This window comes from Actinobacillus genomosp. 2 (assembly GCF_029773605.1).
GTDB lineage: Bacteria > Pseudomonadota > Gammaproteobacteria > Enterobacterales > Pasteurellaceae > Actinobacillus.
In genome coordinates, this window is the sequence record NZ_CP103807.1 from 26303 (window position 1) to 45634 (window position 19332).

Below are 19332 nucleotides of genomic sequence, written 5' to 3' on the forward strand. Positions count from 1 at the left end.
TGAATGATAAAACAGCGGTCTGATTTTTCGAGATATTCGCTAAAAATATAGTAAATCAGACCGCTTACTTTTTATAAACCTAATTGACTCAGTTTATCCGCTTCTTGTTTAAATTCCATAATTGCTGTTTTATCAAAGAAATATTGCGTACCGCAACATTCGCATTGCATATCAATTACGCCATTTTTTTCAGCAAGCATTTCCTCAATTTCTTCCATTGGTAACAATAAAATCGCATTGCCCGAACGCTCACGAGAGCAGCCACAATGGAATTTAGTATCTTGCGGTGGATAAACTTCGACTTGTTCTTCGTGATATAAACGGAATAAAAGTTCTTTGGCTTCTAAGCCAAATAATTCTTCGTCTTTTACGGTTTCAGCAAGTGTCATTAAATGCTCGAAATCTTCCGGTGTGCCGGTTCCGTCCGGCATAATTTGCAATAATAAACCGCCGGCTACCGCTTTGCCTTCATATTCGCCGGTGCGAATGATCAAGTGAGTTTGAAGCTGTTCCGAACGAATAAAATAGTCTTCTAAACATTCACGAATAGTCGGTTTGTCTAATGCGATCACACCTTGGTAACGTTCACCGTCATTCGGCATAATCGAAATAACCAACACGCCGTTGCCAATCATTTCACTTAAAGTTGCATCGTCGGCAATTTCTGCTTGCGTACGTGCTAATGCACGTAATTGTTGTTGTTCGTTACTGTTTACCACCGCTAATTTGAGTGGGCCGTCACCTTGAATTTGTACGGTAATCGTCCCTTCAAATTTCATAATCGCAGTAAGTAGGCTAGTTGCGACCACCATTTCACCTAATAAATTTTGTACTGCTTTTGGATATTGGTGAGTATTCAGCGTTTCGGTAAAGGTATCGTTTAAACGCACCCATTCACCACGCACGGCACGGTTTTGGAATAAATAGCGATAAAGTTTGTCGTTGTCTTTTGTATAACTCATGGTTTTTCCTAGTAAAAGCGGTAGGATTTGCAAAAAAATTTGCCAATTTGACCGCTTGTTAAGATAAAAGAAGGCACACGTAAAACGTGCGCCATAAACTTGTCGTTAATATGGGGATCAATTTATAAATTACAATATTTGATCTTTAAATTTTACTAAATCACGGCGCTCTTTTTTATTCGGGCGGCGATCCGGATGCGGCATCGAAAGCGCATTTGCTTTGCGAGCAAAGGCAATCGCTTCACGTTGTTTAATACTTTTTTCAGTTTCTTGGTAAAGCAATTGTGCTTCCGGCGCACCTCGGCGTTGGTCGCTGAGTGCGGTAATGATCACTTCTTTTTCATCATTACCTTGGCGGAGTTTAACCGTTGCCCCAACTTCTACCGTTTTACTGGTTTTGGCTCGCTGTCCGTTATAATGTACCTTACCGCCTTCGATCATTGCTTTGGCAATCGAACGAGTTTTATAAAAACGGGCTGCCCATAACCATTTATCAAGACGAACTTCGTTATCTTCTTTTGATTGTTGCTGCTTCATTTTATTTCTCTTTAGTTAATTCTTGATAGGCAATTTTAGCAATTGTTCCGGAAAGAGGGACAAAATAATTTGCCACTTCAACAGCTAATTCTGAACCTAATTCCGCAACGCTGTCTTTGTTTAAGTTAAGATTAGGGAACATCGGATTACGGATAATTTCACCGGTCACGGCATTAAATTTAATGATTTTGTTATATATGCCTTTTGACGGTTGTGTATAACTGAACAAATGGATCGGAATCAGATACAGATTAATTTCTTCAAATTTTAAATGATCTTTGAGGATACGATCCGCCTTGATATCTTGTGCTAATAAATGAGCTTGTGCATCATTTATCAATTTATCCAGGGAAATCTTAAAACGAGTCACTTTTTCTGTTTTTACATTATCAATATTAACTTTATTAAAACGATAACGTTGTTTGCCAAGATAAATATCACTAAAATTATCGTCAATTTTAGCCGCATCATTACTTAAAAAGTGGCGATATTTTTTGACCGTCTGGCAATGTTCGGTCACTTTTAACTCAATACGCTTTTCTTCAACATTAATAAGTGATTTTGGACTCAGATTATTAATTTGGATTGTCATCGCATCTCTATTTTTAGATTCTAAGTCGTAGATTTCGTCACATTCATAATTTAAATGACGTTCAAGATTGATATACCAATAAGAATCAAAAAGCGAATCAAGATAATGTAGTTCAATATCATCTTTTTGACCGCTACGTAAACTATTGAATTTCCCTTTTACAAAGCCTTTCATACTTTCGAGAGATTTCATATTACCAATAAGAGATTCCAATTCTTTGGTAATGGAAATATCGGCTAAATTTTTATCATAATTGGCTTTAAATTTATAAATAATCAGCTTGGGAAGCTCGGAAAAAGTAGTAGGGGAAATATTGATGGATGTGGGTTGTAACTGCATATCGGATCCTTTTTAACGCACATTAAAATCCAGAAAGTGGTATGATAACAAGCTCATAAAAAAGAACAAATAATTTTCAGTAAATGTGGTATCTTAGACATTTATTTGAGGTGGGAGTCAAATATGCAAACTCAACAGCTTCCGGATATTTTAAAGGTTGAAACAATCGCGAAAACTCGAATTTTTGAGGTGCAAGCGGTCGATTTACGTTTTTCAAACGGCGAAGAACGTACCTTTGAACGTTTAACACCTCAACGTCGTTCGTCTGTAATGGTGATTCCGATTCAAAATCAAGAGCTTATTTTGATTAAAGAATATGCGGTGGCTTCTGAGCGTTATGAATTAGGCTTCCCAAAAGGTATCGTTGATGTGGGTGAAGAACCGATAGAGAGCGCTAACCGTGAATTACAAGAAGAAATCGGTTTCGGTGCAAAACGGATTGAATTTTTACGCTCGCTTTATACGGGACCTAGCCATATGTTCGGTTTAATGCATTTATTTGTGGCTCAAGATCTTTATCCGTCTAAATTAGAAGGTGATGAACCGGAGCCATTGGAAATCGTGCGTATACCGCTAGCAAAAATAGATGAGCTACTCGCTGATCCGAATTTTGCAGAATCAAGAAATTTAGCCGCCCTGTTTATGCTAAGAGAGTATCTGACAAGCGGTCAAAAATAGGGAAATTTTAGTATGCAACCATTAAATTCAACACTTTTACAGGCGGTTAAACATATAGCGATAGAAGCCGGAGAATATCTTAAAGGTTTTTATCAACGTTCGGTGGAAATCAAAATTAAAGCGGATCAGACACCGGTAACGGAAGCGGATCTCTTTATCAGCCAATTTCTTACGGAAAAATTACGTGAGCTTACGCCAAATATACCGATTTTATCGGAAGAGAATTGTAATATCCCATTGGAAGAACGCCAGTCTTGGCAAGAATATTGGATTATTGATCCGTTAGACGGTACGCAACAATTTATTGATCGTACCGATCAATTCTCTGTTGTGATCGGCTTAGTGCAACAAAATTGTCCGGTATTAGGTGTGATTCATTCACCGATTTTAGATAAAACTTATTTTGCAATGCGTGCAAGCGGGGTATTTTTGCAAGAAAATGGAGAAATTCGACCGCTATCCGGTCATCAAGGATTACTCAAAACAGACTGTCTACAAATTACGATGGGTGTTTCGGCACAGAATGAGGTGTTAAATTCGGTTAATCAATCTTATCAAACTGAAATTTTCCAATACGGATCGAGCAGTTTAAAAGTCGGCTTACTGGCGGAAGGAAAAGCAGATTGTTATGTCAGATTCGGCGATACCGGTGAATGGGATACTGCTGTAGCGGAAGTTATTTTGGCAGAAATCGGCGGTAAAATTTTTGATTTGAATTTTGCACCGCTTACTTATAATCAGCGTACGACGTTTGTTAATCCGCATTTTGTGATGGTGGCGGATAAGAGCTTGAATTGGGAAACAATTTTCCAATTTAATTCACCATAGGTATACGCAATCTTTGCTATTTATTACATATAAAATCATTCATAAACTCGGGATAAGAAGAAAAAATGAATATCGAAAATAGTTGTATTGTTATTTTTGGTGCATCAGGCGATTTAACTTTTCGTAAGTTAATTCCGGCACTCTATAACTTATTTAAAATTGGACGATTAGGGGAACATTTTTCAGTATTGGGCGTGGCACGTTCAGAACTGACGGATGATTCTTTCCGAATCAAAATGCGTGACGCTTTAATTAAATTTGAGAAAGCGGAAGGACAATCTTTAGAAGATTTTTGTACTCACCTTTATTATCAAACAGTTAACACTTCTGATGCGTTAGATTATGCAAAATTACTGCCTCGCTTAGATGAGTTACATGATAAATACGGTAGTTGTGGTAATACGCTTTATTACCTTTCTACTCCGCCAAGTTTATACGGTGTAATCCCGGAATGTTTAGCTGCCCACGGCTTGACTACGGAAGAGTATGGCTGGAAGCGAATCATTGTGGAAAAACCGTTCGGTTATGACATTAAAACCGCTAAAGAATTAGATGAAAAAATTCATCATTACTTTGAAGAGCATCAAATCTACCGTATCGACCACTATTTAGGTAAAGAAACGGTTCAAAATTTATTGGTATTACGTTTTTCAAACGGTTTATTCGAGCCTTTATGGAACCGTAACTTTATTGATTACGTGGAAATTACAGGTGCGGAAGCGATCGGTGTTGAAGATCGTGGTGGTTATTACGACGGTTCGGGCGCAATGCGTGATATGTTCCAAAATCACTTATTACAAGTGTTAGCGATGGTCGCAATGGAACCACCGGCAATTATTAATGCGGATTCAATGCGTGATGAAGTGGCGAAAGTGTTACATTGTTTACATCCGTTAAGTGCAGAAGATGTGAAAAATAATGTGGTGCTAGGTCAGTATGTAAAAGGTGAAGTGGATGATCAAATCGTTGCCGGTTACTTAGAAGAAAAAGGCGTTCCTGCGGATTCAAATACGGAAACCTATATCGCAATTAAATGTGAAATTGATAACTGGCGTTGGGCAGGCGTACCGTTTTATGTACGTAGCGGTAAACGTTTACCGACTCGAGTTACCGAAGTTGTGATTCATTTTAAAACTACACCACATCCGGTCTTTAGTCAAAATGCACCGGAAAATAAATTAATTATTCGTGTGCAGCCGGATGAAGGTATTTCGATGCGTTTTGGTTTGAAAAAACCAGGTGCCGGTTTTGAGGCAAAAGAAGTTTCAATGGATTTCCGTTATTCGGATTTAAGTTCAGCATCAAGTCTATTAACCGCTTATGAACGTTTATTATTAGATGCGTTAAAAGGTGATGCGACTTTATTTGCCCGTACGGATGCAGTACACGCTTGCTGGAAATTTGTGCAACCGATTTTAGATTATAAAGCAGAAAGAGGCAGAGTATATGAATACGAAGCCGGCACTTGGGGACCGACCGAAGCAGATAAACTTATTGCAAAACACGGTAAAGTCTGGCGTAAACCGTCAGGTATGATGAAGAAAAAAGTATAAAAAATGATACTCTCGTCCGTTTGTGAGCGAGAGATAGATAAAATTGCGTAAGGCAATTTTTATCAGGGAGAGGGGAAAAAATAGTAACATAGCCCTCTCCCTCCGAAAATCCTACGGATTTTCTCCTCCCTCTCCCCGTAAACGGGCGAGGGGAAAAAACAATGGAGATAAAATGAATTACATCACCTTCCCATCCGCTCAGCAAGCGGTGGAAAAAATTGCACAAGAATTTGTGTTATACAGCCAATTAAACCGTCCGGTACATATTTCATTATCCGGTGGTTCAACCCCGAAATTACTATTTAAAACATTAGCACAAGCACCATTTAATACGGCAATCCAGTGGCAAAATCTGCATTTTTGGTGGGGCGATGATCGCATGGTGTTACCAACCGATCCTGAAAGTAATTATGGTGAAGTGCAAAAGTTACTCTTCGATCATATTCAAATTCCTCAACAAAATATCCACCGCATTCGCGGTGAAGAGCCGGTAGAGCAAGAACTTGCAAGATTTTCACAAGAATTGACCGCTTGTGTGCCTGATTTAGCTTTTGATTGGATCATTCTCGGCATGGGGAATGACGGTCATACTGCTTCACTTTTCCCTCATCAAACCGATTTTAATGACCCGAATGTTGCAGTGATAGCCAAACATCCTGAAAGCGGTCAAATTCGTATTTCAAAAACTGCTAAATTGCTTGAGCAAGCGAAACGTATTACTTACTTAGTCACAGGTGCAGCAAAAGCGGAAGTTTTGAAAGAAATTAATGAAACTGAGGCGGAAAAACTACCGTATCCAGCAGCTCGTATTAAGGCAAAAAACGGTGTAACCGAATGGTATTTAGACCAAGAGGCAGCAAAATGCTTATAAGTTAAAAATTATGAATAAAATTCATAATCTAGCTTAATATTTTTCAATGCGATTATTGTAGATTTACATTGTTCTTTGCAATCGTTTCATTTAGGATTCCAATTAAATGAAAATCTTTAATAAGGAAGACCTATGACGATTCAAACATTACAAAATACAAATAATTTAAGGTTTGTGATTGATCACGGACGTATGGGCGTGTATCAATGGGCAATTGTGATTATGGCTGCCGTGATGAACTTTTTAGACGGCTTTGATGTATTAGCGATTGCTTTTACCGCAACTAATATTTCTAAAGAGTTCGGTTTATCTAAAACCGAATTTGGTGTGTTAGTCAGCGCCGGTTTAGCTGGTATGACGATTGGTTCGCTTTTCCTTGCACCACTTGCCGATAAATTTGGTCGCCGTCCGTTATTGTTACTTTCCGTGGCATTATCGGCGATTGGTTTATTAATTTCAGGTTTAGCAAGCACGCCATTTTTACTCGGTTTTTCACGTGTCATTACCGGTTTAGGTGTTGGTGGTATTTTAGTCGGCACCAATGTGATTACCAGCGAATATTCATCCAAAAAATGGCGTAGTTTTGCGATTAGCGTTTATGCAGCAGGTTTTGGTATCGGTGCAATGATCGGCGGTATGCTAGCAAAAGAATTACAAGCAGCTTATAGCTGGCACGCAGTATATTTTGCTGGTGCAGCGATGACGTCTTTAGTATGGCTTGTATTATTTATCTGGTTACCAGAGTCGATCGATTTTTTAACCACTAAGCAACCGATAAATGCGAAAGCACGTTTAAATAAAATTGCGACAAAAATTGGGTTTAACGGTGAATGGGATTTACCGGTAAAAGTAGAAGCGGTAAAAACCAAACTGCCGATTTCACAATTGTTTAATGATAAATATCGCCGTTCGACCTTACTTTTATGGCTTTCATTCTTTGCCATTATGTTTAGTTTCTACTTTATTAGCTCGTGGACGCCTGCATTGCTCAAAGAAGCGGGAATGACGGTGGAAGACAGTATCAACGTGGGAATAGCAATTTCGATCGGCGGTGCTGGTGGCTCATTAATCTACGGTTTAATTGCTAGCCGTTGGCAGGCAAGAGCGGTATTAATGTTATTTACCGTGTTATCAGCGATTGCGATTGTGGTATTTATCCTTTCATCTTCAGCACTTGGTGTGGCGATGGCAATGGGCGTGGTAGTTGGTGCGTTGGTAAATGGTTGTATCAGCGGTTTATACACCATCAATCCGGCAACTTACGATGCGGATATCCGTAATACCGGTGTGGGTTGGGCGATTGGAGCAGGGCGTGCAGGCTCAATTCTTGCACCGACAGTTGCGGGAATGTTGCTCGATGGCGGCTTGGCAAAACAAGATTTATACATCGCTGTAGCAGCTGTAATGTTATTATCTACCCTTGCGTTAGCTTTCAAGCGTGAAAGTAAAATTTGATTGTAGAGCATATTAAATTTGCTTAGAACGGAAGTAGAAAGTTATTTCCCAAATACAATCAAAAGCGGTCGAATTTGTAATTTTTTTGCAAATTCGACCGCTTGCGTGTATAAGAGTGTTGTTTTTTTAAAGGGGGGTGTATAAAAAATAATCTAACAACATCTTATCTTAATGAAATTAAACAGATTCTACATTTCGCTCGTCAACAGGCCTGTGCGGCGGTAAATTCCGCTATGGTGGAAGCCTACTGGAAAATCGGTGAGAGAATTGTATTGGAAGAACAGAATGGCTCAGATAGAGCGGAGTATGGTAAAGAAATTATTAAAACGCTTTCGGCTGAGCTAACTGCTGAATTTGGAAAGGGTTTTAGCAAGCGTACGTTATGGGAAATTCGTCAATTTTATTTGCTTTTTCCTGATTACCCAAAACTGCGAACGGCGTTCGCACAATTAAGCTGGTCGCATTTTCAGCGTTGTTTAAAAGTATCAAATGATAAAGCACGCCTTTATTATTTAACCGAAGCGGCAGAAAATCATTGGTCGGTGCGAACTTTAGAACGCAATATTTCTACACTCTATTATGAGCGTTTGCTTGCAAGCCAAGACAAAGAACTTGTGCAAGCAGAAATGCAAGAAAAAACACAAAAGTTACAAGCGAGTGATTTTATTAAATCGCCGACCGTATTAGAATTTCTGAATCTGCCGACTTACTTAGCTTAATATGGCATACTTACCGAGCGAAGAAGAGTTGGTTCGAGAAATAGAACAACAGAAAATCATTTTTGAACTGCAATTTGAAAAATAGCAGGATTATAACCTATCACTTATATATTAGGTTACATATAGTGTTGATACGCTATGGCAAATACAAATGAAAGATTAATTTGGTTGCAAGGCAACCACACAAATTTATCACCCCATATGTTAGTGTGGGGAACAGTAAGCGGTTGAATTTACAAAAAATCTTGCAAATTCAATCGCTTGCAACGAATTAAAAACCAACAGGAGAAAACAATGTCAGTAAAAGGCGATATCGGCGTTATCGGTTTAGCGGTAATGGGCCAAAACTTAATTTTAAATATGAATGACAACGGCTTTAAAGTGGTAGCGTATAACCGTACGACTTCAAAAGTGGATGAGTTCTTAGAGGGCGCGGCGAAAGGTACAAACATTATCGGTGCTTATTCGTTAGAAGATTTAGCGGCAAAATTAGAAAAACCGCGTAAAGTGATGTTAATGGTACGTGCCGGTGAAGTGGTGGATCAATTTATTGATGCGCTTCTTCCGCATTTAGAAGAAGGTGACATTATTATTGATGGCGGTAACTCAAACTATCCAGATACTAATCGTCGTACTGCTGCGTTAGCAGAAAAAGGTATTCGTTTTATCGGTACCGGTGTTTCAGGCGGTGAAGAGGGCGCTCGCCACGGACCTTCAATTATGCCAGGTGGTAACATTGAAGCGTGGGAACACGTTAAACCGATTTTACAAGCAATTTCAGCGAAAACTGACAAAGGCGAGCCTTGCTGTGATTGGGTGGGCAAAGAAGGTGCAGGTCATTTCGTGAAAATGGTTCATAACGGTATCGAATATGGCGATATGCAATTAATTTGTGAAGCTTACCAATTCTTAAAAGACGGTTTAGGTTTAAGCTACGATGAAATGCAAGCCATTTTCCAAGAGTGGAAGAAAACCGAATTAGACAGCTACTTAATCGACATCACTACCGATATCTTAGGCTACAAAGACGAAGACGGTACGCCATTAGTTGAGAAAATCTTAGATACCGCAGGTCAAAAAGGTACAGGTAAATGGACGGGTATCAACGCGTTAGATTTCGGTATTCCATTAACTTTAATCACTGAATCGGTATTCGCTCGTTGCGTATCTTCATTTAAAGATCAACGTGTTGCTGCGTCAAAATTATTCAACAAAACAATTAGCCCAGTAGAAGGCGATAAAAAAGTATGGATTGAGGCAGTTCGCAAAGCATTACTTGCTTCAAAAATCATTTCTTACGCACAAGGCTTTATGTTAATTCGTGAAGCGTCAGAAAACTTCGGTTGGGATATCAACTACGGTGCGACCGCATTGTTATGGCGTGAAGGCTGTATCATTCGTAGCCGTTTCTTAGGTAATATCCGTGATGCGTATGAATCGAATCCGGAATTAGTATTCTTAGGTTCAGACGATTACTTTAAAGGCATTTTAGAAAATGCGATGGCAGACTGGCGTAAAGTGGTCGCGAAGTCTATCGAAGTAGGTATCCCAATGCCATGTATGGCGTCAGCGATCACGTTCTTAGACGGTTATACTTCAGAGCGAGTGCCAGCAAACTTACTGCAAGCACAGCGTGATTACTTCGGTGCGCACACTTATGAACGTACTGACAAGCCACGAGGTGAGTTCTTCCATACTAACTGGACAGGCCGTGGCGGTAACACAGCTTCAACGACTTATGATGTGTAGTGATTAATCAAGCATAAAAAGAAAAAGTGGGTAAATTTACCCACTTTTTGTTATCTATCTGTGCCAGAAAGCCTAGTGAGGCTTAATATCACCGTTACGCACATCAGGATTTACCGCACCGGAACGAGTTTCTGTGCTGACTTCTCTGCCGGTTTTATTTGTATAGTCTGCACCGTCAAAATCGCTGTTTCGTCCTAACATAAAATTACGATATTCTTCGACCCACATTGCAGTTGCTCCACATACAGCAACCGGCATCACGACTAAATTCACAAAAGGTAAAGCGGTAAAAATACTCACAAATGTGCCGAAGGTGAAATTTAGAATCTTACGTTGCCCGAGGGCATTACGCATACGTTTAAAATTGATTTTGTGATTATCAAACGGGTAGTCACAATATTGAATCGCTAATAACCAAGCCCCGAAAATAAAGGTCAAAACCGGTACCACCGTTTGTCCAATAACGGGTATAAAACTTAATAAAAACAGGGCAATAAAACGAGGAATACTGTATGCCATTTTTTGCCATTCACGTTTTAACATACGAGGTACATCTTTCAGCATTTCCATGGTTGTCATGCTGTTAAGCTGTTCACCGGTTAGTTGTAATTCGACTTTTTCTGCCAGTAGAGCATTAAACGGGGCGGCAATGAAATTCGTGATCGTGGTAAAAGTAAAATAAAACAACATAATTAATGAGAGTACCGCAAGTGGTACTAAAATTATTGTCAGCCAATCTAGCCAGGCCGGCATAAAGCTAACTATCCAGTCCGCCCAACCAACAATATTACCGACAAAAAACCAAAGTAAAGCAATCATCAATACACTATTGATCGCAATTGGAATGAGGATAAATGGTAATAATTCACGCTGTAACATCAGTCGCCAGCCATAAATAAAATAATGAAAACCTAGACCTAAGTCGCTTTGTGGTTCGTTAAATGCAGATGACATATCGATTCTATCCTTAATTTGTTAAAAATCCGCAAAGAAATATGTTAAGCTACGCACATTATTTTCGCAAATAGTGAAATTCAATTTTATAGATTATTTCAAATAAGAGAGGACCTCAAATGGAGCTTCATATTCTTTTCTTTATTTTAGCTGCGTTACTGATTGCAGTATTGATCGGTTTTAGTTTATGGTCGGCACGTCGTGAAAAGTCACGTATTTTTTCAAATACGTTTTCAACTCGTCCTCCTTCAACACCTATTAATAATGTAGTATCTGATGTGCCAGCGTCATTACACGCTCAATCTTATTCCCAAGATGTTGGACAACATCAAGAGTTTGAAGTAGAAAATCCGGTTCAGATTCAGCAAGAAGTAGAAAGCTCATTACGTGAGATTAAAATTAATTTACCAGGGCAAGAGGCAACAGCTTATCAGCAGGCTTCTGTACCACAAAATACGCCAATTTATAGTGGGCAACCGTTACAATCTGCACCACAAATGCAGTATCAAACGCAAGCTCAATCTTATCCGCAACAGCATGCAGAACCGGTATTTTCCGCACAGCCGACACCGATAGCTCAGAGCGGTTCGGTATTAGAACAATCAGTTGAAGAATTAGAGCGTCAAGCTGATCGTGGTGAGGTAGATATTTATGCGGATGAATCAGTTAGGGTTGGATTAGCAAAAAACTCAATGCAAGCAGAGCCAATAAAAGAGCAAAAAAACATTGCAGAAAATAATATGATTATGCTTTATGTGGTCGCACCGGAAGGTCAGCAATTCCGTGGTGATTATGTTGTGCAAAGTCTTGAAGCGTTAGGCTTCCAATATGGCGAATATCAAATTTTCCACCGTCATCAACATTTAGGTAACCATACTTCTCCGGTTATTTTCAGTGTCGCGAATATGATGCAACCGGGCGTGTTTGATTTAACTAAAATTGAGCAGTTCTCAACCGTCGGTTTAGTGTTATTTATGCACTTACCGTCAGAAGGTAATGATGCGGTGAACCTCAAATTATTACTCAAAACGACAGAGAACCTTGCCCAAGCACTCGGCGGTTTCGTATTAAATGAACATCGAGAAATTTTTGATGAGAACTCACGCCAAGCCTATTTAGCTAGAGTAAGCTAATTTGCAAAACTTTTAGCATAAATGACCGCTTGTTAAGCGGTCTTTTTTATCGAGAATTTTCCCAATGCCTTTATTATCACAAATGCAAGCTCAAGCGGACACAACTTTCGCATACCTAGAAACACTACGTCAAAAATTACGAGAATACGAATATCATTATCACGTATTGGATAATCCGTTAGTGCCGGATGCGGAATATGACCGCTTAATGAATGAATTAAAAAATCTGGAATGGCAACATCCAGAATGGATTACCGCAGATTCACCGACCCAACGAGTCGGGGCAAAACCATTGGATGGTTTTGCACAAGTGACGCACGAAATGCCAATGTTATCGTTAGATAATGCGTTTTCTGATGAAGACCTAGATGGCTTTCTACGTCGTATGGAAAGCTATATTACAGAAAATCCTAACTCACTTTCTTTCTGTTGTGAGCCAAAATTAGACGGTTTAGCCGTCAGTATTTTGTATGTGGACGGTGTATTAAGCCAAGCGGCAACCCGTGGCGACGGTACAACCGGCGAAGATATTACCTCGAATATTCGTACTATTCGTAATATTCCGTTAAAACTGAATATGGACAATCCGCCGGCACGCTTAGAAGTGCGTGGTGAGGTGTTTATGCCGCAAAAAGGCTTCGAAGAACTGAATGAACGTGCGTTGGAAAAAGGCGAGAAAACTTTTGCCAACCCACGTAATGCAGCGGCAGGTTCATTACGTCAGTTAGATCCGAAAATTACCCGTCAGCGTCCACTCGTGTTAAATGCTTATGGAATCGGTGTGTATGAATCGGATGATGAATTACCGGCAACCCATTTTGAACGTTTGCAATGGCTGAAATCTATTGGTATTCCGGTCAATAACGAAATTCGCTTGGCAACAGGGCGTGAGCAGTTACTTGCGTTTTATGCGGATATTCAAGCTAAACGTCCGACACTCGGTTATGACATTGACGGCACGGTGCTAAAAGTGAATGAGATTGGCTTACAAGAGCAGCTTGGTTTTATTTCTCGTTCGCCACGTTGGGCGATAGCTTATAAGTTTCCGGCACAAGAAGAAATGACGGTGCTGAATGATGTGGAATTTCAGGTGGGTAGAACCGGGGCGATTACGCCGGTCGCGAAATTAGAACCGGTATTCGTTGCCGGTGTGACGGTAAGTAATGCCACTTTACACAATAGCGATGAAATTGAGCGTTTAGGCATTGTTATCGGCGATACGGTAATTATTCGCCGTGCTGGTGATGTGATTCCTCAAATTGTTGGGGTGGTGATGGATCGCCGTCCAGAAAATGCAAAAAAAATTGAATTTCCGACCGCTTGTCCGGTCTGTGAATCAGCGGTAGTACGAGTCGAAGGCGAAGCAGTTGCTCGCTGTACCGGCGGTTTATTCTGTGCGGCACAGCGTAAAGAAGCGTTGAAGCATTTTGTTTCTCGTAAAGCAATGGATATTGACGGCGTTGGCGAAAAATTGATTGAGCAATTGATGGAACGTGAGCTGGTGCATACGCCAGCGGATCTGTTTAAACTCGATCAAACTACTTTAATGCGTTTGGATCGAATGGGCGAGAAGTCAGCACAAAATGCGTTAAACAGTATCGAAAAAGCAAAGAATACCACTTTAGCTCGTTTCCTATTTGCATTAGGGATCCGTGATGTTGGCGAAGCTACGGCACAAAACTTAGCGAATCATTTCCATAATTTAGAGGCGATTCGTGCAGCAACTTTTGAGCAATTGCAAGCGGTACAGGACGTTGGTGAAGTGGTCGCCAATCGTATCGTACGTTTTTGGCAAGAACCTCATAATGTTTCTGTGGTCGAAGATCTGATTTTGCAAGGCGTTCATTGGCAGGACGTGATTCAGGTTGAAATTGAAGATAATCCGTTAAAAGGTAAAAGTGTCGTTTTAACCGGTACGCTGACTCAGTTAACCCGAGATCAAGCAAAAGCGTTCTTACAAAGTTTCGGTTGCAAAGTGTCAGGCTCGGTTTCAAGTAAAACCGATTATTTAATTGCCGGTGAAAAAGCCGGCTCCAAATTGGTAAAAGCACAAGAACTCGGTGTAAAAATATTAACTGAACAAGAATTTATCGCTCTAACCGGCGAAAATTAAATTATCGCTTGTAAGCAAAAAAGCGTAAAATACAAGCGGTCGAATTTCTAAGAGGATTTACAAATGGCTATTTTAGTAACTGGTGGTGCAGGTTATATCGGCACACATACGATTGTGGAATTATTAAATATTAATCGTGAAGTGGTTGTATTGGATAATTTACATAATTCATCTGAAGTTTCGCTTGAACGAGTAAAACAAATTACAGGTAAAGCGGTGAAATTTTATAAAGGCGATGTATTAGATCGTGAAATTTTACGTAAAATTTTTGCTGAACATCATATTGAATCGGTTATTCACTTTGCCGGTTTAAAAGCGGTAGGCGAAAGTGTTCAAAAACCACTTTTCTATTATGAAAACAATGTTGGTGGTTCTATCGTTTTAGTTGAAGAAATGCTTAAAGCTGGTGTAAATACGATTGTATTTAGTTCTACTGCAACTGTTTACGGCGTGCCAGAAGTTGTGCCAGTTACTGAAGCGTGTCGTGTCGGCGATACAACAAGTCCTTATGCGACCTCTAAATATATGGTTGAACGAGTATTAGCAGATACGGTAAAAGCAAATCCTCAATTTAGTGCAGTAATTTTACGTTATTTTAATCCGGTGGGTGCGCATGAAAGCGGTTTAATCGGCGAAGATCCGAATGGTATTCCAAATAATCTTATGCCATTTATCAGCCAAGTTGCTGTAGGTAAATTACCACAACTTTCAGTATTTGGTGGTGACTATGAAACACATGACGGTACTGGTGTTCGTGATTATATTCATGTGGTCGATTTAGCTATCGGGCATTTAAAAGCATTGGATAAACACCAAGATGATGTTGGTTTACATATCTATAATTTAGGTACGGGTATTGGTTATTCTGTATTGGATATGGTAAAAGCATTCGAAAAAGCTAATGACATTAAAGTACCTTACCAAATTGTTGCTCGTCGTGCTGGAGATATTGATTCATACTATTCAAATCCGCAAAAAGCACTTGAGGAGCTAGGTTGGAAAACCGAACGTGGTTTAGAGCAAATGATGAAAGATACTTGGAATTGGCAAAAAAATAACCCGAATGGTTATAAAGGCTAATTAATTTTAACCACGGATTTACCTAAGAATATTTAGTGTTGTCCGTGGTTTTATTTTGCAAAATAATAGGAAAAAATGACCGCTTCTCACTCCCCGATTCAATCTTCAATTTGGCGACAAATTTTTACTAAAAATATGTTGCTGTGTATTTATACCGGTTTTTGTTCTGGTTTACCTTTATTTGTGCTGATTCAATTAATGCCGGCTTGGTTTACCTCGGCAAATCTCGATATTAAAACCATTGCTGCTTTTACTTTGACCTCGCTTCCTTATACGTGGAAATTCTTATGGGCGGCATTATTGGATCGCTATTTCCCTCCGTTTTTGGGTCGTCGTCGCAGCTGGATTTTTCTCTCTCAATTAGGCTTATTGGCAATTCTAGCCGGCTTCGGCTTTTTTGATCCAGTAGCGGATATTGGTATGATTACCGTGCTTTCGGTAATTTTAGCCTTTTTATCTGCTACACAGGATATTGTGGTGGACGCTTATCGTCGAGAAATCTTATCAGACAATGAATTGGGCTTAGGTAACTCGATTCACGTGAATGCTTATCGTATCGCTGGATTAATACCGGGTGGTTTATCGCTTTTCTTAGCGGATCATTACCCATGGCAAACGGTATTTCTTATTACCGCCGCATTTATGTTGCCTTGTCTATTGGTGACTTTATTGGCTAGCGAGCCACAAAGTAAACCGATTGACCGTAGTAAACCGTTTTATATGGCGTTTGTTGATCCGTTTAAGGAATTTTTCAGCCGTAAAGGTGTATGGGGTGCAGTAGGACTTATCCTATTTATTTTCTTATATAAATTAGGTGATTCGCTGGCGACTTCGTTACAAACCAAATTTATCTTAGATATGGGTTTTACTAAATCGCACATTGCGGCAGTGGTAAAAACCACTTCACTTTGGTGTAGCATCGGTGGCGGTATTATTGGCGGTGTAGCAATGCTGAAATTGGGAGTAAACCGTGCATTATGGCTTTTTGGGACAGTGCAGTTGATTACTATTCTAGGTTTTGCTTATCTTGCAAGTTTTGAGTATTTTCCGACCGCTTCTATCGGTTCAGCAGAACTCTTTAAATTAGGTATCGTAATGGCGGGTGAATATCTCGGTGTTGGCTTAGGTACGGCAGCCTTTGTTGCTTTTATGGCACGAGAAACCAATCCGATGTATACCGCAATGCAATTGGCGATTTTTACCAGCCTTGCAGCGTTACCAAGTAAATTCTTAGGGGCTTATACTGGACATTTAGTTGAAACCTTCGGTTATTATCAGTTTTTTTGGCTTTGTTTCTTTATTGCGATTCCGGGTATGTTGATGCTGATTAAGGTAGCACCGTGGCGTGAGAAGTAACGAATAGTGTATGAAAGTGATATAAAAATCAGATAACGATGTATTAAAGCCCTTTTGTTGCCAAACAGAAGGGTTTTTTATATATTTTAGTTATAAATTTATTCGAAAATGAGATTGACTCGCATTATACATTTAAGTATATTTACAGAACTTTATTACAAATACGATTAATTCTCAAAATTAATAAGGCGGTTAAATGCGATTCTCTCCATCAAAACTCTCTATGGCAGTATTTCTTGCAACAACATCTGTGGCTTATGCTCAAGAAAATACAGTAAATTTAGATGTTATTTCTGTTGTGTCAGAAAATGCCGGAGCTAAAAGTAAAACCAATGTCGTCACTTTAAAAGATTTACATAAAGGCACAAAAGAAGATTTACGTGGTGTGTTAAGTGCTGAGCCAGCAATCAATTTTGGTGGCGGTACAGGCGGTACTTCACAATGGACAACGATTCGTGGTATGGGACAAGACCAAATTGATATTAAAGTAGATAATACTTACTCTGACGCTCAGATTTTCCACCACCAAAGCCGTTTTATGTTAGATCCATCATTAATTAAACGTATTGATGTGCGTAAAGGTGCAGGATCTGCCAGTGCTGGTATCGGTGCTACCAGTGGATCGATTGAAGCGACAACTGTCGATGCACAAGATCTATTAAGAGAAGGACAAGATTTCGGTTTTAAATTAAATGCCGGTGTAAGTAGCAATAAAGGTCATTCACAAGGTGCGAGTGTTTACGGTAAATCCGGAGCATTTGATGCCTTATTAAGCGGTAACTGGGAAACCGCTGAAAATTATAAAGGCGGTAAAGGCTACTCCAACAAGGAAGGTAGCGATACGGTTAAAAACAGTGCATTAGGTCAGCGTGGGTTATTAGCTAAATTCGGTTTTGATATTAATGAAGATCATCGTGTGGTATTAAGCCATCGTCAAGAGCGTTATCATGGCGAACGTGCATTACGTGAAGAATTTGATTTTTCTCAGGACTGGACTACAACAGCGAGTTTAACGCCTGAACAACTTGTTAACGGATATAAATTAGGTGCTGCTGCAGGTACGGATCGTAGTGGACGTCCAACGCGTTATTTACTTGATAAAAATGGTGCTTTAGTTGCAAATGATGCGAATAATGAGCCTCGTTACCGTATTACCACTCAAAATACTACAAATCTTGAGTATATCGGTAAAAATTTAGGCTTTATCAATGAAGTAAAAGCGAATGCTTACTTATTAGAAAACTCTCGTGAAGAAACCGATACGAATTCAAAAACAAAAGTAGTTACCAAGGGAGCGAATATCAATTTTGATTCTGAAATCGGTAGCGATCATTTCGTAAAATATGGTGTGAATTATCGCCATCAAGAAGGTAAACCAAATTCATTAGAAGCCTTTGCCGAAAACCGTAGAACAAGAAGATTAGAAGCGACAGGTGTAACCAATCGCCAAGAAAAAGAAGATATTGGTGCTTATGTAGAAGGCATTTGGGGCTTTGGTCCGGTAACGATGACAACCGGTTTACGTTATGATCATTTTGACTTTAAAGCTAATGACGGTAAAAAAGTTAGTGATGGTGCATTTAGCCCAAGTGTCGGTTTAATCTGGGAAGTAGCTCAAGGTTTAAGTTTAAATACGAACTTAAACTATGCAACACGTAGCCCACGTTTCTACGAAGTGGCATTAAGTGGTAGCACCGCTCGTAGTGTTGCAGATGACCTAAAAGCAGAAAAAGCACGTAATACCGAGATTGGTTTTAACTATGATTTCAATGATAGTCTGTCAGTTAACGGTAGCTACTTCTGGCAAAAAGTAAAAGATGCACACGCCGTATTAAATAATACCTTGGTTAATTCCGCTTTATTACGTAACAAAGGTTATGAGCTAGGGGCGGCGTATAAATATAACGGTTTAACATTCCGTTTAGGTGTGGCGGATAGCAAACCTGAAACTTGGGTATTTAATGATGCAAGTTTAGATAGTACAGTCTATGCGGTAGCAACCGGACGTACTTGGACAACAGGTCTTTCTTATAAATTTGAAAATCCAAGTTTAGAAATCGGTTGGAAAGGTCGTTTTGTTGAAGGTGAAACCGGTACGCCAAGCCGTGGTTCAAATGCGACAAACGCACCCGTTAAACAATCTGGCTACGGTGTAAATGATTTCTATGTAAGTTGGGATGCGAATAAAAACTTAACGCTTAATTTTGCGGTAAATAATGCGTTTAATAAAAACTATAAGAGCCATAGCCAACGTGCAGGGGCAACCAGTTTACCGTCTGCAGGTCGTGACTTCCGCTTAAATGCAAGTTATACCTTCTAAGTAGCGGTCAAATTGAGTAAAACATTTGCAATTTAAGGCAGTAATCGGTAAGGTTACTGCCTTAGCTTTTTTATTCGTTATATTTTCATTTCT

General features: G+C 39.5%; 16 protein-coding genes. 12 read left to right on the forward strand and 4 right to left on the reverse strand.

From position 1 onward, the window contains the following. Positions 1-71: 71 nt before the first annotated feature. The 3 genes from hslO to NYR60_RS00130 all read right to left on the reverse strand — a co-directional run bounded on the left by hslO (position 72) and on the right by NYR60_RS00130 (position 2430). A complete protein-coding gene (hslO, locus tag NYR60_RS00120) occupies positions 72-962 on the reverse strand; it encodes an Hsp33 family molecular chaperone HslO (RefSeq protein ID WP_279466987.1) in 891 nt (296 codons plus the stop codon). A gap of 129 nt (positions 963-1091) precedes the next feature. Further along, the gene (hslR, locus tag NYR60_RS00125) at positions 1092-1499 is read right to left on the reverse strand and encodes a ribosome-associated heat shock protein Hsp15 (protein WP_279466988.1); all 408 of its coding nucleotides are present in this window, start codon (positions 1497-1499) and stop codon (positions 1092-1094) included. Position 1500: 1 nt separating this feature from the next. Continuing rightward, a complete protein-coding gene (locus NYR60_RS00130; RefSeq protein ID WP_279466989.1) occupies positions 1501-2430 on the reverse strand; it encodes a hypothetical protein in 930 nt (309 codons plus the stop codon). 123 nt (positions 2431-2553) lie between these two features. Here NYR60_RS00130 and nudE point away from each other — a divergent pair, with 123 nt between their 5' ends. The 7 genes from nudE (at position 2554) to gnd (ending at position 10283) form a co-directional block, all read left to right on the forward strand. Beyond that, complete coding sequence (gene nudE, locus NYR60_RS00135; RefSeq protein WP_279466990.1) at positions 2554-3108, forward strand: ADP compounds hydrolase NudE; 555 nt, start codon at positions 2554-2556, stop codon at positions 3106-3108. Between the two features lie 12 nt (positions 3109-3120). Continuing rightward, a complete protein-coding gene (gene cysQ / locus NYR60_RS00140) occupies positions 3121-3936 on the forward strand; it encodes a 3'(2'),5'-bisphosphate nucleotidase CysQ (protein WP_279466991.1) in 816 nt (271 codons plus the stop codon). 65 nt (positions 3937-4001) lie between these two features. Then, on the forward strand, positions 4002-5489 hold the full coding sequence (gene zwf / locus NYR60_RS00145) for a glucose-6-phosphate dehydrogenase (RefSeq protein WP_279466992.1): 1488 nt from the start codon (positions 4002-4004) through the stop codon (positions 5487-5489). A gap of 172 nt (positions 5490-5661) precedes the next feature. Next, complete coding sequence (pgl, locus tag NYR60_RS00150) at positions 5662-6360, forward strand: 6-phosphogluconolactonase (protein WP_279466993.1); 699 nt, start codon at positions 5662-5664, stop codon at positions 6358-6360. Between the two features lie 132 nt (positions 6361-6492). Continuing rightward, on the forward strand, positions 6493-7815 hold the full coding sequence (locus NYR60_RS00155; protein ID WP_279466996.1) for an MFS transporter: 1323 nt from the start codon (positions 6493-6495) through the stop codon (positions 7813-7815). Positions 7816-8000: 185 nt separating this feature from the next. After that, complete coding sequence (locus NYR60_RS00160) at positions 8001-8534, forward strand: DUF1016 N-terminal domain-containing protein (RefSeq protein ID WP_431831756.1); 534 nt, start codon at positions 8001-8003, stop codon at positions 8532-8534. Between the two features lie 294 nt (positions 8535-8828). Beyond that, positions 8829-10283, forward strand: a complete 1455-nt coding sequence (gene gnd / locus NYR60_RS00165; protein ID WP_279466998.1) for a decarboxylating NADP(+)-dependent phosphogluconate dehydrogenase — start codon at positions 8829-8831, stop codon at positions 10281-10283. Between the two features lie 72 nt (positions 10284-10355). Here gnd and cysZ read toward each other — a convergent pair whose 3' ends face one another. Beyond that, positions 10356-11237 carry a sulfate transporter CysZ gene (gene cysZ, locus NYR60_RS00170; RefSeq protein WP_279466999.1) on the reverse strand — a complete coding sequence of 294 codons (882 nt, stop codon included), beginning with the start codon at positions 11235-11237 and terminating at the stop codon, positions 10356-10358. A 119-nt stretch (positions 11238-11356) separates the two neighbouring features. Here cysZ and zipA point away from each other — a divergent pair, with 119 nt between their 5' ends. From zipA to NYR60_RS00195, 5 genes are all read left to right on the forward strand, one after another. Next, positions 11357-12370 carry a cell division protein ZipA gene (gene zipA / locus NYR60_RS00175; protein WP_279467001.1) on the forward strand — a complete coding sequence of 338 codons (1014 nt, stop codon included), beginning with the start codon at positions 11357-11359 and terminating at the stop codon, positions 12368-12370. A gap of 64 nt (positions 12371-12434) precedes the next feature. Next, the gene (gene ligA / locus NYR60_RS00180) at positions 12435-14483 is read left to right on the forward strand and encodes an NAD-dependent DNA ligase LigA (RefSeq protein WP_279467004.1); all 2049 of its coding nucleotides are present in this window, start codon (positions 12435-12437) and stop codon (positions 14481-14483) included. 63 nt (positions 14484-14546) lie between these two features. Further along, positions 14547-15563: a UDP-glucose 4-epimerase GalE gene (gene galE, locus NYR60_RS00185; RefSeq protein ID WP_279467005.1), complete on the forward strand. Its 1017-nt coding sequence runs from the start codon at positions 14547-14549 to the stop codon at positions 15561-15563. Between the two features lie 75 nt (positions 15564-15638). After that, positions 15639-16919 (forward strand): AmpG family muropeptide MFS transporter, encoded by a 1281-nt coding sequence (locus tag NYR60_RS00190; protein ID WP_279467007.1) that lies wholly within the window; start codon positions 15639-15641, stop codon positions 16917-16919. Positions 16920-17115: 196 nt separating this feature from the next. Further along, positions 17116-19239: a TonB-dependent receptor domain-containing protein gene (locus NYR60_RS00195; protein ID WP_279467010.1), complete on the forward strand. Its 2124-nt coding sequence runs from the start codon at positions 17116-17118 to the stop codon at positions 19237-19239. The last annotated feature ends 93 nt before the right edge of the window (positions 19240-19332 follow it).

Bases quoted from the DNA above. Each gene is read 5' to 3' on its own strand.
- hslO (WP_279466987.1), bottom strand. From the start codon at position 962: ATGAGTTATACAAAAGACAACGACAAACTTTATCGCTATTTATTCCAA.
- hslR (WP_279466988.1), bottom strand. From the start codon at position 1,499: ATGAAGCAGCAACAATCAAAAGAAGATAACGAAGTTCGTCTTGATAAA.
- NYR60_RS00130 (WP_279466989.1), bottom strand. From the start codon at position 2,430: ATGCAGTTACAACCCACATCCATCAATATTTCCCCTACTACTTTTTCC.
- nudE (WP_279466990.1), top strand. From the start codon at position 2,554: ATGCAAACTCAACAGCTTCCGGATATTTTAAAGGTTGAAACAATCGCG.
- cysQ (WP_279466991.1), top strand. From the start codon at position 3,121: ATGCAACCATTAAATTCAACACTTTTACAGGCGGTTAAACATATAGCG.
- zwf (WP_279466992.1), top strand. From the start codon at position 4,002: ATGAATATCGAAAATAGTTGTATTGTTATTTTTGGTGCATCAGGCGAT.
- pgl (WP_279466993.1), top strand. From the start codon at position 5,662: ATGAATTACATCACCTTCCCATCCGCTCAGCAAGCGGTGGAAAAAATT.
- NYR60_RS00155 (WP_279466996.1), top strand. From the start codon at position 6,493: ATGACGATTCAAACATTACAAAATACAAATAATTTAAGGTTTGTGATT.
- gnd (WP_279466998.1), top strand. From the start codon at position 8,829: ATGTCAGTAAAAGGCGATATCGGCGTTATCGGTTTAGCGGTAATGGGC.
- cysZ (WP_279466999.1), bottom strand. From the start codon at position 11,237: ATGTCATCTGCATTTAACGAACCACAAAGCGACTTAGGTCTAGGTTTT.
- zipA (WP_279467001.1), top strand. From the start codon at position 11,357: ATGGAGCTTCATATTCTTTTCTTTATTTTAGCTGCGTTACTGATTGCA.
- ligA (WP_279467004.1), top strand. From the start codon at position 12,435: ATGCCTTTATTATCACAAATGCAAGCTCAAGCGGACACAACTTTCGCA.
- galE (WP_279467005.1), top strand. From the start codon at position 14,547: ATGGCTATTTTAGTAACTGGTGGTGCAGGTTATATCGGCACACATACG.
- NYR60_RS00190 (WP_279467007.1), top strand. From the start codon at position 15,639: ATGACCGCTTCTCACTCCCCGATTCAATCTTCAATTTGGCGACAAATT.
- NYR60_RS00195 (WP_279467010.1), top strand. From the start codon at position 17,116: ATGCGATTCTCTCCATCAAAACTCTCTATGGCAGTATTTCTTGCAACA.